The sequence below is a fragment of the Streptomyces sp. NPDC053079 genome (genome assembly GCF_044546695.1).
In the GTDB taxonomy this organism is placed as follows: domain Bacteria; phylum Actinomycetota; class Actinomycetes; order Streptomycetales; family Streptomycetaceae; genus Streptomyces.
The window spans coordinates 183,006-195,517 of record NZ_JBITZJ010000006.1 but is presented as its reverse complement, the minus strand read 5'-3'; the positions used below and the strand labels follow the sequence as shown (position 1 = coordinate 195,517).

The window sequence follows — 12,512 nt, the reverse complement described above, 5'->3', positions numbered from 1 at the left end:
GTACGCACGGGAGTAGCCTCGCGGCATGTATGCGATCACCATTCCCGTACCCGGCGGTCCCGAGGCACTGGTCTGGGACGAGGTCCCCGATCCCGTGCCCGGTGAGGGAGAGGTCCTGGTCGAGGTCGTGGCCAGTGGCGTCAACCGCGCCGACCTGCTGCAGCGGCAGGGCTTCTACGACCCGCCGCCCGGCGCCTCCCCCTATCCCGGGCTGGAGGTCTCCGGCCGCATCGGGGCGCTCGGCCCCGGCGTCAGCGGCTGGGCCGTCGGCGACGAGGTGTGCGCGCTGCTGGCGGGCGGCGGCTACGCGGAGAAAGTCTGCGTCCCGGCCGGGCAGTTGCTGCCCGTACCCGACGGCCTGGACATCGTCTCGGCGGCCGCGCTGCCCGAGGTCACGGCCACCGTCTGGTCGAACGTGTTCATGATCGCCCACCTGAATGCCGGCGAGACGTTCCTCGTGCACGGCGGCGGCAGCGGCATCGGCACCATGGCCGTGCAGCTCGCGAAGGCGGTCGGCGCGCGCGTGGCGGTGACGGCGGGCGGTACGGACAAGCTGGAGCGTTGCCGCGAGCTGGGCGCGGACATCCTCATCGACTACCGCGAGCAGGACTTCGTCGAGGAACTGCACAAGGTGACGGGCGGCGTCGGCGCGGACGTCATCCTCGACATCATCGGCGCGAAGTACCTGGCGCGGAACATCGAGGCCCTCGCCGTCAACGGCCGGCTGGCCGTCATCGGCCTGCAGGGCGGCCGCAAGGGCGAACTCGACCTCGGCAAGCTGCTCGCCAAGCGCGCCGCGGTCACGGCGACGTCGCTGCGCGGGCGGCCCCTCGCCGAGAAGGCGGCCATCGTCGCCGCCGTGCGCGAACACGTCTGGCCGCTGATCGCCGGCGGGCGGGTACGGGCGGTCGTGGACCGCACCCTGCCGATGCGGGACGCGGCGACCGCGCACCGCGTCGTGGAGGACAGCGCGCACGTCGGCAAGGTCCTCCTGACCACCGGCTGATCGCCGCCCCGCCGCCCCAGCCGCCTCCGCCGCCGCCCCGGCCCCCGTCACCCGACCGGCCACTCAGCGCGCCCCGTGGCAGAGGGCGTGTGAGGGTTGGGGTGTCCGTAGGGGGGTGACTCTTGCGGAGGGTGGCGACATGCGCAACGGATCGCGGACGGTGACGCTGCTCGGGCTGGCGGTGTCGGCGGTGCTCATAGCCCCGTGGCCGGCGTGGGCCGAGGAGCCGGAGCCGACAGCTCCGGCGCCGTCGGTGCCCGTGTCGGCCACGACGGCGACCACGGTCTTCCCTTCCTCGCCGCCGTCCCCCGGCGCCGGGCAGCTGGCCGGGACGGTGGCGGGCGAGGGGCGCCGGCACCCCGGCCGGCCGGAGTCGCCGCCGGTCGAGCCGCCGCGGTCCAGGCCGCGGCCCTCGCCCGGGTCGGCTGAGGCCGGCGACGGCGCGGGGCCGGTCGTCCAGGTCACGCAGGCGCCCTCGCACGTACCGGGCGGGGCGGCCCGCGCCCGCGGCCACGCGCGCAGCGCGGAACCCGCGGACCGGGTGATGCGGGTGCTCCCCCTGGGCACCGGGATGGCCCTGACGGGCCTGGGCCTGGGATTCCTCGCCCTCCGCCTGCGCCGCCGCTAGTGCGGCCCGCGAAGGGACGCCACGCGTCCCCACCCCCTACCGCCCCTCCCGCAGGCGTACGCCCGGAAATCGTGTGCGCCCCTGCGCGCCCCCGCGGTGGATCAGGCGTGTACGGGGGCATCAACAGGGGGAAATCACATGTGCGAGAGAATGGCGGCATGGATATGCCGAGGAATGAACGGTCGCAGGAGAGCCCGCACGTCCTGGTCGTAGGCCCGGACGGCATGGCTCTCGGCAGCGCCAGCCCCGGCGGCGGGGCGGGCGACGACGAGCCGCGCGAGGTCCCGGTGACGGAGATGGTGGAACAGCCCGCCAAGGTCATGCGCATCGGCAGCATGATCAAGCAGCTGCTCGAGGAAGTGCGCGCCGCGCCTCTGGACGAGGCGAGCAGGGTCCGGCTCAAGGAGATCCACCACAGCTCGGTCAAGGAGCTGGAGGACGGTCTCGCCCCCGAGCTGGTGGAGGAGCTGGAGCGCCTCTCCCTGCCCTTCACCGACGAGACGATCCCCACCGAGGCCGAACTGCGCATCGCACAGGCCCAGTTGGTCGGCTGGCTGGAAGGGCTCTTCCACGGCATCCAGACCGCGCTGTTCGCCCAGCAGATGGCCGCCCGGGCCCAGTTGGAGCAGATGCGCCGGGCGCTGCCCGCCGGCGTGATGGGCGACGACGAGCACGACGGCCAGCAGCACGGCGGCGCCCGCTCGGGCCCCTATCTGTAAGCCGAACCGCCCGTACGTCATACGTCATATGAAGAAGGCCGGTTGTCGACTGCGACAACCGGCCTTTCTCATACGGAATACGGAACGACGAGACTACGAAGCCGACTGGCCCGTCGACACGGTCAGCACGAACTCGCCGTTCTTCGGGTCGAACGGGTCACCCGTGTCGGGCATCTGCGTCATCACGGTGCCCTTGCCCCAGGTGTTCTCGTTCACCACGTCCACCCGGTACTTCCAGCCCGCGGCCTGCAGGCACTCCTTCACCGAGTCGATGTAGATGTACTTGAAGTCCGGCGCGCTCTTCTTCGACTTGTCCCGGTAGTTGTCGTAGGCCTTCGTGCACTTCTCGCGCTCGACGGTCTTGGACTTGTCGCCTTCCTTGACCTTCGCCTGCGTGCCGCCGGTGCCGCCACCGGTGCCGCCGCCCGTGGCGCCGCCGGTGACGTTGCCGCCGCCCGGGGTGGCCGCGGACGGGTTCGGCGACGGCTTGTCGTTCGCCTCGTCCTTCGACCCGCCGCCGTTCAGCGCGATGGCGGCGATGACGCCGATGACCGCGAGCACCGCGACGACGCCCGAGCCGATGATGACCGGCTTGTTGCTCTTGCCCGCGGAGCCGCCCGCCCCGCCGGTGCCGCCCGAGCCGCTCACGGGCCCCGACGCGGCCGGGTACGGCGCCGTCGGGGTGCCGCCGGCCTGGTAGGCCGGAGGGGGCGTCTGGTAGCCCTGGGGGCCGGGCGGGGGCGGCGTCTGGGCGTAGCCGCCGTTGTAGGGGTTCTGGTAGGGCGTCTGGACGCTCTGCGGGCCCGGGGCGGGGGTCTGGCCGTCGACGGGCGGGAAGACGGCGGAGCCGACGCCCGCGCCGCTGCGGGCCGGCGGGCCGCCCGCGATGATGATCGGCGAGGGCGCGGCCTGGGCCGTGCCGGCCACCCGGGCGCACTCGTCGCGCATGGCCTCGGCGCTCGGGAAGCGCTCGTTCGGGTTCTTCTTCAGGGCGCGGGCGACCAGCGCATCGACGGCCGGCGGGATCGACCGGTTGATCGTCGAGGGCGCGACCGGCTCCTCTTGGACGTGCGCGTAGGCGATGGCCAGCGGCGAGTCCGCGTCGAAGGGCAGCCGCCCGGTCAGCAGCTCGAAGAGCATGATGCCGACCGAGTAGAGGTCCGAGCGGGCGTCGACGCCGCGGCCGAGCGCCTGCTCGGGGGAGAGGTACTGCGGGGTGCCGACGACCATGCCGGTCTGGGTCATCGAGGTGACGCCGGACTGCATGGCGCGGGCGATGCCGAAGTCCATGACCTTGACCACGTTGCGCTTGGTCATCATCACGTTGCCGGGCTTGATGTCGCGGTGGACCAGCCCCATCTCGTGGCTGACCTCGAGCGCCGCCAGCACATCGGCTGTGATCTTGAGCGCCTTTTCGGTGGGCATCGCGCCGTACTGGGCGACGTCCGCGTCGAGCACGGAGCGCAGCGGCTGGCCCTCGACGTACTCCATGACGATGTACGGCATCGTCGATCCGTCGAGGTCGTCCTCGCCCGTGTCGAACACCGAGACGATGTTGGTGTGCGTGAGCTTCGCCACCGACTGGGCCTCGCGGCGGAAGCGCTCGCGGAAGGAGGCCTCGCGGCCCAGCTCGGTGTGCAGGGTCTTGATCGCCACGTGGCGGTCGAGGACCGAGTCGTAGGCCAGGTGCACGGACGCCATGCCGCCCTCGCCGAGCAGGTCGCGCAGCTGGTAGCGGCCGCCGCCCACCGCTCGCCCCGTGTAGCGGCCCCGCGCGCCGTCCTGGCTCATGGTGTTACTTCCCCCTCGGCGCACTGCCTGGTGTGGCGACCCGGCCACAGGCCCGATCCGGCTGTTCTTCGATCTATCCCGGCCAAGTCTGCCCGAGGCAACGGGCACGTCAAGCCGCGTGCCCGTTCCGTGACCGGATGCGCGACAAGCCGTCACGGGATTTGCCTTGCTCGTACCGGTACGGGTTTGATAGCCGGTCCATCCCGGACCGGCGCACGGTGCAAAGCCTGTAGCGTGCCCTAGCGGAAGGCTGTTTCGGCGGGTTTCCCGCGCGATTCGCCTCTCACGCGAAGCGGACCAGATACGACGGCGAGGACTGATGGCACAGACTGCGAGCGCCCAGGGTCCATCCGACCCTGACGCCAACGGGGGCGGAATGCCCGATGTGCCTGAAATGTGGGGTAACCGCGGGCTGGTCGGGGACGGCCGCTACCGCCTGACCCACCGACTGGGCCGGGGCGGCATGGCCGAGGTCTTCGCGGCGGAGGACGTGCGCCTCGGCCGTACGGTCGCGGTCAAGCTGCTGCGCGCCGACCTCGCCGAGGACCCGGTCTCCAAGGCCCGCTTCACCCGCGAGGCACAGTCGGTCGCCGGCCTGAACCACCACGCCGTGGTCGCCGTCTACGACTCGGGCGAGGACGTCGTCGGCCGCAACGTCGTGCCGTACATCGTCATGGAGCTGGTCGAAGGCCGCACCATTCGCGACCTGCTGCTCAACGCCGAGGCCCCGCCGCCGGAGCAGGCGCTGATCATCGTCTCGGGCGTGCTGGAGGCGCTGGCCTACAGCCACCAGCACGGCATCGTGCACCGTGACATCAAGCCCGCCAACGTGATCATCACGAACACCGGCGCGGTCAAGGTCATGGACTTCGGCATCGCCCGTGCCCTGCACGGCGCGGCGTCCACGATGACCCAGACCGGCATGGTCATGGGCACCCCGCAGTACCTCTCCCCCGAGCAGGCCCTCGGCAAGACCGTCGACGCCCGCTCGGACCTCTACGCGACCGGCTGCCTGCTGTACGAACTGCTGGCGCTGCGTCCCCCGTTCACCGGTGAGACCCCGCTGTCGGTGGTCTACCAGCACGTCCAGGACACGCCCGTGGCGCCGTCCCAGGTGCTGGAGACGGTGCCGCCGGAGCTGGACGGGCTCGTCATGCGCTCCCTCGCCAAGGACCCGGACGACCGGTTCCAGAGCGCGGAGGAGATGCGCGGGCTGGTCCAGTACGCGCTGCAGATGCTGCACGACGCCGGCAGCCACACGGGCGTGTGGAACACCGGCCCGATCGACCACGCCAACGCCTCCACGCAGGTGCTCGGCGGCATGGGCCCGGGCCTGGGCGCCACCACGGCCATGCCGCACCCGCAGCACGGCGACACCTCGCAGCAGCCGATCATGCCCCGCCGAGGCGGCGGGGACGACGGCGGCTTCGACGGCTACAACGGCGGCCGTGGCGGCCGTGGCGCGGGCGGCGGCAAGGGCCGGATGGCGTTGTTCGCCGTGCTGGCGGTGATCGTCGCGACGGTGGGCGTCGTGGTCGCGCTCAAGCTGGGCAACACCAGCAGCGGCACTCAGCACAACAAGACCACGGACAAGCAGTCCACCGGTCCCAAGACCCCCAGCCCCAGCACCAGCAAGAGCCCGTCCAAGCACACGGGTCCCGTGACGGGGCAGAACCCCACCTCGGACAGCGACGACGACGACTACACCGCGCCCGAGCGGCCGCGCGAGCCGTCCGACGACTACACCAAGCGCCCGTCCCACCAGCCGAGCCAGGGCGGCACGGGTCAGCCGACGCCGCAGCCGCCGACGAACCAGCCGCCGACCCAGGGCGCGACGGACGACGCGAAGCCCCCGACCCAGAACCCGCCGACCCCCGGCACGGGCCCCGGCGGCACCACCGTGCAGGGCACCACAGGCTGAACCGGCACCGGGCCGGGCGGGACCACTCCCGCCCGGCCCGGTTTCAGTTGGTGACCCGCCCTGTCTCAGTCGGTGAACGCGTCACGCACGGACTCGTACGCGCCCGTCCACCACACCGCCAGCGCGGCCGACGCCGGGAAGCCGGGGTCGGCGCGGTGGTCGCCCAGCTGGTAGCGCCAGCGCAGCATCCAGAAGTCGTTGAGCCGCTCCCACCACACCCGGTGCACGGCGGCCGCCAGCTCCGCGTCGTCCGCCCCCGCCGCACCGCGGTAGGCGCGGGCGTACGGCCGTATCTTCGCCAGGTCCAGCGTGCCGTCGGGCCGCAGGAAGAAGATCACGGCGGCCCGTACGGCCTCCTCGGCGCGGGGCTGGACGCCCAGGCGGTCCCAGTCGACGATCGCCGCCGGCTCGCCGCCCCGGTAGAGCAGGTTGAGCGGGTGGAAGTCGCCGTGCACCCAGCCCCGGGCGGGGGTGGCGGCCGCGGGCGGGCGGCGGTGGGCGTGGCGCTCCAGCAGGGCCCGGCGCTCGACGAGGCGGTGTTCGGCCAGCTCGTCGAAGGAGTCGCGGGGGCGGTTCCCCTCGCTCCCGGCGCCACCGCGGACCAGCTCCAGGAGCTCCTCGATGAGGGCGAAGGTGTCCTCGGGGCGGGCCGCGGTGTCCGAGGGCGCTCCGGGGCCCTCAGCGGGCCCCTCGGGGCCCTCCATGACCTCCTGCAGGCAGGTGTGCACATGGCCCAGCAGCCTGCCCAGGCAGCGGGACTGGGCCACGGTGAGCTCGCCGCCGTCGCGGTGGCGGCCCTCGATCCAGGGGTGGAGGGCGTAGCAGCGGCCGCCCAGGACGGTGACGGTGCCGCCTTCGGAGGTGGGCACGGGCGGGGCCACCGGCAGGCCCAGGGCGCCCAGGCGGCGGGTGACGTCGTGCTGGCGCGCGATGGCGTCGTGGTCGCCGTCGAGGTGGTGCTTGAGGAAGAAGCGGCCGCGGGTGGTGGAGAGGCGGTAGCCGCGGTTGAGGAGCCCCTCGGTCAGCGTTTCGCAGGAGACGGGTTCGCCGGCGCGGTCGTAGCGGCTCAACAGTGTGCGCAGGGTGCCGATGTCAGGTCCGGTGTCGGGTGGGGCATCGGTGACAAGTGAGCGCGGCACGTCCCAAATGTTAATTCACGCAGAGTGCGCGGCTCGTCGCGCGGGTACGCCTTCGAGGTGGTGCAAGGTGATGAACTGAGGTTCTATGCACAGGTATTCGGGGATGAAGGGCGCGTCGTCCGCGGAGTGCGGGGGGCGGCCGAAGAGCTCGAGTTCCTCGGGGCCCGGACGGAAGATACGGGCCGTGCCGACGAATTGCACGGTCCACACCGACTCCTCGCCCTCGCGCCGGTCGGCGAGGTTGTCGGCGCCGTAGGCCACCACGCTGCCGTCGCAGGCCTGGGCGTAGCCGAAGCCGCCGTGCAGCCGGAGCAGGACGCGCGCGGGGGAGCCCGCGGGGCCGTCGACGACGATGTGCCGGGCCACGGTGACGAAGGGGAGGGCGCGCATGCTGACGGACACCCTTCCGTAGGGCGTACCGGCGAGCAGTTCCAGTGCCCGGAATTCGTCGTGCTGCGCAGTTGGCATGGGCACCACTTTGCCCTGCGGCCGTGCGCCGCCGTAGGGGCACCCGCCCCTGATGGGCGGGACGTAAGTCCCTTCAGCAGGCCCTTCAGCCCTTCAGCCCCTCTCGGCCTGCATGCGGGCGACGTAGGCGGCGGCCTGGGAGCGGCGCTCCATGCCCAGCTTGGAGAGCAGGCTGGAGACGTAGTTCTTGATGGTCTTCTCGGCGAGGTGCAGCCGCTCGCCGATGGCGCGGTTGGTCAGCCCCTCGCCGATCAGGTCGAGAATGCGGCGCTCCTGGTCGGTGAGGGAGGCGAGTCTGCCGTCGCCCTTGGAGTCCTTGCCGTCGCGCAGCCGTTCCAGCACCCGGGCGGTCGCCACGGGATCCAGCAGCGATTTGCCGGCCGCCACGTCCCGTACGGCCGAGAGCAGCTCATTGCCGCGAATGGCCTTGAGGACATACCCGGCCGCACCCGCCATGATGGCGTCGAACAGTGCTTCGTCGTCGGCGTAGGAGGTGAGCATCAGGCATTTGATGTTTTCGTCCTGCGAACGGATCTCACGGCATACTTCGACTCCGCTGCCATCCGGAAGCCGGACGTCCAGTACGGCCACGTCCGGACGTGTGGCAAGAATGCGCACGAGTGCGTCAGCGGCGGTACCGGCCTCGCCGACCACCTCGATGTCCTCCTCGACCGAGAGCATCTCGTGGACGCCGCGCCGTACGACTTCATGGTCGTCAAGCAGAAATACCGTGATTTTTCGTTGCTCGGGCACGGTGCCAGTTTCACACATCAAGTCTTCCCCTGCTCTTGTCCTCCGGGATAACGTGCCCCCGTTCCGGCGGCCCGCAAGGCGCTGACCAGTGGATTGGCACCCCGCATTGGCCGAGCTTTCCAGATTTACTTGGAAATCCAAGCAAAATCGCAGGTCAGGCGGGGTTTCGCAGGAATGCCGCCCACTGGGTAACGTGCATATTGCAGGCCATTCGCCGGGGCACCTGTCACGCCCGGTTCCGGCCTCGGCACACCCACCCCGTGTGCCGTCGGGGATCGAGCGAGCCTCTCTGCGCCTCACGGCGGAGGGAACCCCTCTGGCCGCCGGCGACCCCGGGGGCCGGACAGACGGAGGAGCACACGTGACCGTGGACAGCACTGCCGCGCGCAAGCCGCGGCGCAGCAGCAAGCGGGCCGGCGCCAAGAAGGCAGCCGGTGAGCCCGAACTCGTACAGCTGCTGACGCCGGAAGGCGAGCGGGTCGAGCACCCCGACTACTCCATCGACCTGTCGCCCGAGGAACTGCGGGGGCTGTACCGGGACATGGTCCTGACCCGCCGCTTCGACGGCGAGGCGACGACGCTGCAGCGCCAGGGAGAACTGGGCCTGTGGGCCTCCCTGCTGGGCCAGGAGGCCGCGCAGATCGGCTCCGGCCGGGCGACGCGCGACGACGACTACGTCTTCCCGACCTACCGCGAGCACGGCGTGGCCTGGTGCCGCGGGGTCGACCCGACGAACCTGCTGGGCATGTTCCGCGGCGTCAACCACGGCGGCTGGGATCCCAACGAGAACAACTTCCACCTCTACACGATCGTCATCGGCTCGCAGGCGCTGCACGCGACCGGCTACGCCATGGGCATCGCCAAGGACGGCGCCGACTCCGCCGTCATCGCCTACTTCGGCGACGGCGCCTCCAGCCAGGGCGACGTGGCCGAGGCGTTCACCTTCGCGGCCGTCTACAACGCGCCGGTCGTCTTCTTCTGCCAGAACAACCAGTGGGCGATCTCCGAGCCCACCGAGCGCCAGACCCGCGTCCCGCTCTACCAGCGCGCCCAGGGCTACGGCTTCCCCGGCGTGCGGGTCGACGGCAACGACGTGCTGGCCGTGCTGGCCGTGACGAGGGCCGCGCTGGAGCGCGCCCGCACCGGCGAGGGCCCGATGCTGGTCGAGGCGTTCACCTACCGCATGGGCGCCCACACCACCTCCGACGACCCCACGCGCTACCGCCTGGACGAGGAGCGGGAGCTGTGGGAGGCCAAGGACCCGATCCTGCGCCTGCGCGCCTACCTGGAGAAGCAGGGCCTGGCGGACGAGGAGTTCTTCGCCGCCCTGGAGAAGGAGAGCGACGCGCTCGCCAAGCGGGTACGGGACACCGTGCGCACCATGCCCGACCCCGACGACATGGCGATGTTCGAGCACACCTACGCCGACGGGCACGCGCTCGTCGACGAGGAGCGCGCGCAGTTCGTGGCGTACCAGGCTTCGTTCGCAGAGGAGACCAACTGACCATGAGCACCGAGAAGCTCACGATCGCCAAGGCGATCAACGCCTCCCTGCGCACCGCCCTGGAGACCGACCCCAAGGTCCTCATCATGGGTGAGGACGTCGGCAAGCTCGGCGGCGTCTTCCGCGTCACCGACGGCCTGCAGAAGGACTTCGGCGAGGAGCGGGTCATCGACACCCCGCTCGCGGAGTCCGGCATCGTCGGCACCGCCATCGGCCTGGCGCTGCGCGGCTACCGCCCGGTGGTGGAGATCCAGTTCGACGGGTTCGTCTTCCCGGCCTACGACCAGATCGTCACGCAGCTGGCCAAGATGCACGCCCGCGCGCTCGGCAAGATCAAGCTGCCCGTCGTCATCCGCATCCCCTACGGCGGCGCCATCGGCGCGGTCGAGCACCACAGCGAGTCCCCGGAGGCGCTGTTCGCGCACGTCGCGGGCCTGAAGGTGATCTCGCCGTCGAACGCCGCCGACGCCTACTGGATGATGCAGCAGGCCATCCAGAGCGACGACCCGGTCATCTACTTCGAGCCCAAGCGCCGCTACCACGACCGCGGCGAGGTCGACACGACCGCGATCCCGGGCCCGCTGCACGCCGCCCGCACGGTCCGCGAGGGCACCGACCTGACGCTGGCCGCGTACGGCCCGATGGTCAAGACCTGTCTGGAGGCCGCGGCCGCGGCCGCGGAGGAGGGCAAGTCGCTGGAGGTCCTGGACCTCCGCTCGGTCTCGCCCATCGACTTCGACGCGATCCAGCGGTCGGTGGAGAAGACCCGCCGCCTGGTCGTCGTCCACGAGGCGCCCGTCTTCTTCGGCTCGGGCGCCGAGATCGCCGCCCGGATCACCGAGCGCTGCTTCTACCACCTGGAGGCTCCGGTCCTGCGGGTCGGCGGCTACCACGCCCCCTACCCGCCGTCCCGGCTGGAGGACGAGTACCTGCCCGGTCTGGACCGGGTGCTCGACTCCGTCGACCGCGCGCTGGCGTACTAGGGACCAGGGAGAGTCGTGACGATGACAAGCACCGCCAACACCGGCCAGCGGTTCCGTGAGTTCAAGATGCCCGACGTGGGCGAGGGACTGACCGAGGCCGAGATCCTCAAGTGGTACGTGAACGTCGGCGACACCGTCTCCGACGGACAGGTGGTCTGCGAGGTCGAGACCGCCAAGGCGGCCGTCGAGCTGCCGATCCCCTTCGACGGCGTGGTGCACGAGCTGCGCTTCGGCGAGGGCACGACGGTCGACGTCGGCCAGGTGATCATCTCCGTGGACACCCAGCCGGGCGCGGGGCCCGCGGAGGAGGCCCCGGCCTCGACCGCCGCCCACGCGGAGAAGAGCGCGGCCTCGGCGCTCGCCGAGGAGGCCGAGCCGGAGCAGCAGGGCCGCCAGGCCGTGCTCGTCGGCTACGGCGCCGCCCCGTCCTCGACCAAGCGCCGCCCCCGCAAGGCGGGCGCCACCGCCGCTGCGGGCCGGGGCGTGCCGTCGCAGGCCGGCGCCTGCGCCGCGGCCCCCCAGGCGTCCTTCACCGCCGCCCTCCAGGGCGAGCTCAACGGGCACGCCGCCCCCGCCCAGGCCCCGGCCGCGGCCCCCGCGCCGGCCGTCGGCCCCGGCGCGCCGGCCACCGGAGCCCGGCCGCTGGCCAAGCCGCCCGTGCGCAAGCTCGCCAAGGACCTCGGGGTCGACCTCGTGGCCATCGCCGCCACGGGTGCGGACGGCGTCATCACCCGTGAGGACGTGTACGCGGCGGCGAGCGCCGCGGCCGCGCCCGAGCCGTCGGCGGCGCCCGAGCAGCAGCCGGCCCCGGCCGCCGCGCCCGCCCTCGCCGCGCGCGAGACCCGCATCCCCGTCAAGGGCGTCCGCAAGGCCACCGCCCAGGCCATGGTGGCCAGCGCCTTCACCGCGCCGCACGTCACGGAGTTCGTCACCGTCGACGTCACGCGCACGATGAAGCTCGTCCAGAAGCTCAAGGACGACCCGGACATGGCCGGGCTGCGCGTCAACCCGCTGCTGATCGTCGCCAAGGCCCTGCTCGTGGCGATCAGGCGCAACCCGGACGTCAACGCCGCCTGGGACGAGGAGAACCAGGAGATCGTCCGCAAGGACTACGTGAACCTGGGCATCGCCGCCGCCACCCCGCGCGGTCTGATCGTGCCGAACATCAAGGAGGCCCAGGCCAAGACGCTTCCCGAGCTGTCGCAGGCCCTGGCCGACCTGGTGGCCACCGCCCGTGAGGGCCGGACCTCGCCCGCCGACATGTCGGGCGGCACGGTCACGATCACCAACGTCGGGGTCTTCGGCATCGACACCGGCACGCCCATCCTCAACCCGGGCGAGTCCGCGATCCTGGCCTTCGGCGCGATCAAGCTCCAGCCCTGGGTGCACAAGGGCAAGGTCAAGCCCCGCCACGTCACCACGCTGGCGCTCTCCTTCGACCACCGCCTCGTCGACGGGGAGCTGGGCTCCAAGGTCCTCGCCGACATCGCGGCGGTCCTGGAGAACCCCAAGCGCCTGATCACCTGGGCGTAGAGAGAGCTCCGCTACGCGGCCCGCACCCCCGTGACGGGCCGCGTAGGACAGAGGGCCCGGACGTCTC

General features: G+C 71.9%; 11 protein-coding genes. 7 read left to right on the top strand and 4 right to left on the bottom strand.

Going from position 1 to position 12,512, the window contains the following annotated elements; translation table 11 throughout:
* Nucleotides 1-25 precede the first annotated feature (25 nt).
* From ACIGXW_RS23125 to ACIGXW_RS23115, 3 genes are all read left to right on the top strand, one after another.
* Nucleotides 26-1,006 carry an NAD(P)H-quinone oxidoreductase gene (locus ACIGXW_RS23125; protein ID WP_399574838.1) on the top strand — a complete coding sequence of 327 codons (981 nt, stop codon included), beginning with the start codon at nt 26-28 and terminating at the stop codon, nt 1,004-1,006.
* A 139-nt stretch (nt 1,007-1,145) separates the two neighbouring features.
* Nucleotides 1,146-1,634: a hypothetical protein gene (locus ACIGXW_RS23120; RefSeq protein WP_399574837.1), complete on the top strand. Its 489-nt coding sequence runs from the start codon at nt 1,146-1,148 to the stop codon at nt 1,632-1,634.
* Between the two features lie 158 nt (nt 1,635-1,792).
* Complete coding sequence (locus tag ACIGXW_RS23115; protein ID WP_071963705.1) at nt 1,793-2,353, top strand: bacterial proteasome activator family protein; 561 nt, start codon at nt 1,793-1,795, stop codon at nt 2,351-2,353.
* Nucleotides 2,354-2,446: 93 nt separating this feature from the next.
* On the opposite strand, the gene ACIGXW_RS23110 is transcribed toward ACIGXW_RS23115, so the two are convergent.
* Nucleotides 2,447-4,144, bottom strand: coding sequence for a protein kinase (locus ACIGXW_RS23110; RefSeq protein WP_399574836.1), 1,698 nt, complete (start codon nt 4,142-4,144; stop codon nt 2,447-2,449).
* Nucleotides 4,145-4,463: 319 nt separating this feature from the next.
* On the opposite strand from ACIGXW_RS23110, the gene ACIGXW_RS23105 reads away from it, so the two are divergent.
* On the top strand, nt 4,464-6,065 hold the full coding sequence (locus ACIGXW_RS23105) for a protein kinase (RefSeq protein WP_399574835.1): 1,602 nt from the start codon (nt 4,464-4,466) through the stop codon (nt 6,063-6,065).
* A 65-nt stretch (nt 6,066-6,130) separates the two neighbouring features.
* Here the strand turns inward: ACIGXW_RS23105 and ACIGXW_RS23100 are convergent, their stop codons facing one another.
* The 3 genes from ACIGXW_RS23100 to ACIGXW_RS23090 all read right to left on the bottom strand — a co-directional run bounded on the left by ACIGXW_RS23100 (nt 6,131) and on the right by ACIGXW_RS23090 (nt 8,425).
* Complete coding sequence (locus tag ACIGXW_RS23100; RefSeq protein WP_399574833.1) at nt 6,131-7,204, bottom strand: phosphotransferase; 1,074 nt, start codon at nt 7,202-7,204, stop codon at nt 6,131-6,133.
* A gap of 15 nt (nt 7,205-7,219) precedes the next feature.
* On the bottom strand, nt 7,220-7,672 hold the full coding sequence (locus ACIGXW_RS23095; protein ID WP_071963709.1) for a pyridoxamine 5'-phosphate oxidase family protein: 453 nt from the start codon (nt 7,670-7,672) through the stop codon (nt 7,220-7,222).
* 93 nt (nt 7,673-7,765) lie between these two features.
* Nucleotides 7,766-8,425, bottom strand: a complete 660-nt coding sequence (locus tag ACIGXW_RS23090) for a response regulator (RefSeq protein WP_399574832.1) — start codon at nt 8,423-8,425, stop codon at nt 7,766-7,768.
* Nucleotides 8,426-8,786: 361 nt separating this feature from the next.
* On the opposite strand from ACIGXW_RS23090, the gene pdhA reads away from it, so the two are divergent.
* Genes pdhA through ACIGXW_RS23075 form a run of 3 tightly spaced genes read left to right on the top strand, consistent with a single transcriptional unit; the run spans nt 8,787 to nt 12,445 of the window.
* Nucleotides 8,787-9,929 carry a pyruvate dehydrogenase (acetyl-transferring) E1 component subunit alpha gene (gene pdhA / locus ACIGXW_RS23085; protein ID WP_360910970.1) on the top strand — a complete coding sequence of 381 codons (1,143 nt, stop codon included), beginning with the start codon at nt 8,787-8,789 and terminating at the stop codon, nt 9,927-9,929.
* 2 nt (nt 9,930-9,931) lie between these two features.
* Nucleotides 9,932-10,912: an alpha-ketoacid dehydrogenase subunit beta gene (locus ACIGXW_RS23080; RefSeq protein WP_071963712.1), complete on the top strand. Its 981-nt coding sequence runs from the start codon at nt 9,932-9,934 to the stop codon at nt 10,910-10,912.
* 21 nt (nt 10,913-10,933) lie between these two features.
* Nucleotides 10,934-12,445 (top strand): dihydrolipoamide acetyltransferase family protein, encoded by a 1,512-nt coding sequence (locus ACIGXW_RS23075; RefSeq protein ID WP_399574831.1) that lies wholly within the window; start codon nt 10,934-10,936, stop codon nt 12,443-12,445.
* The last annotated feature ends 67 nt before the right edge of the window (nt 12,446-12,512 follow it).

Excerpts from the sequence above, each read along its gene's own strand:
- ACIGXW_RS23125 (WP_399574838.1), top strand. The coding sequence starts at position 26 with ATGTATGCGATCACCATTCCCGTACCCGGCGGTCCCGAGGCACTGGTC.
- ACIGXW_RS23120 (WP_399574837.1), top strand. The coding sequence starts at position 1,146 with ATGCGCAACGGATCGCGGACGGTGACGCTGCTCGGGCTGGCGGTGTCG.
- ACIGXW_RS23115 (WP_071963705.1), top strand. The coding sequence starts at position 1,793 with ATGGATATGCCGAGGAATGAACGGTCGCAGGAGAGCCCGCACGTCCTG.
- ACIGXW_RS23110 (WP_399574836.1), bottom strand. The coding sequence starts at position 4,144 with ATGAGCCAGGACGGCGCGCGGGGCCGCTACACGGGGCGAGCGGTGGGC.
- ACIGXW_RS23105 (WP_399574835.1), top strand. The coding sequence starts at position 4,464 with ATGGCACAGACTGCGAGCGCCCAGGGTCCATCCGACCCTGACGCCAAC.
- ACIGXW_RS23095 (WP_071963709.1), bottom strand. The coding sequence starts at position 7,672 with ATGCCAACTGCGCAGCACGACGAATTCCGGGCACTGGAACTGCTCGCC.
- ACIGXW_RS23080 (WP_071963712.1), top strand. The coding sequence starts at position 9,932 with ATGAGCACCGAGAAGCTCACGATCGCCAAGGCGATCAACGCCTCCCTG.
- ACIGXW_RS23075 (WP_399574831.1), top strand. The coding sequence starts at position 10,934 with ATGACAAGCACCGCCAACACCGGCCAGCGGTTCCGTGAGTTCAAGATG.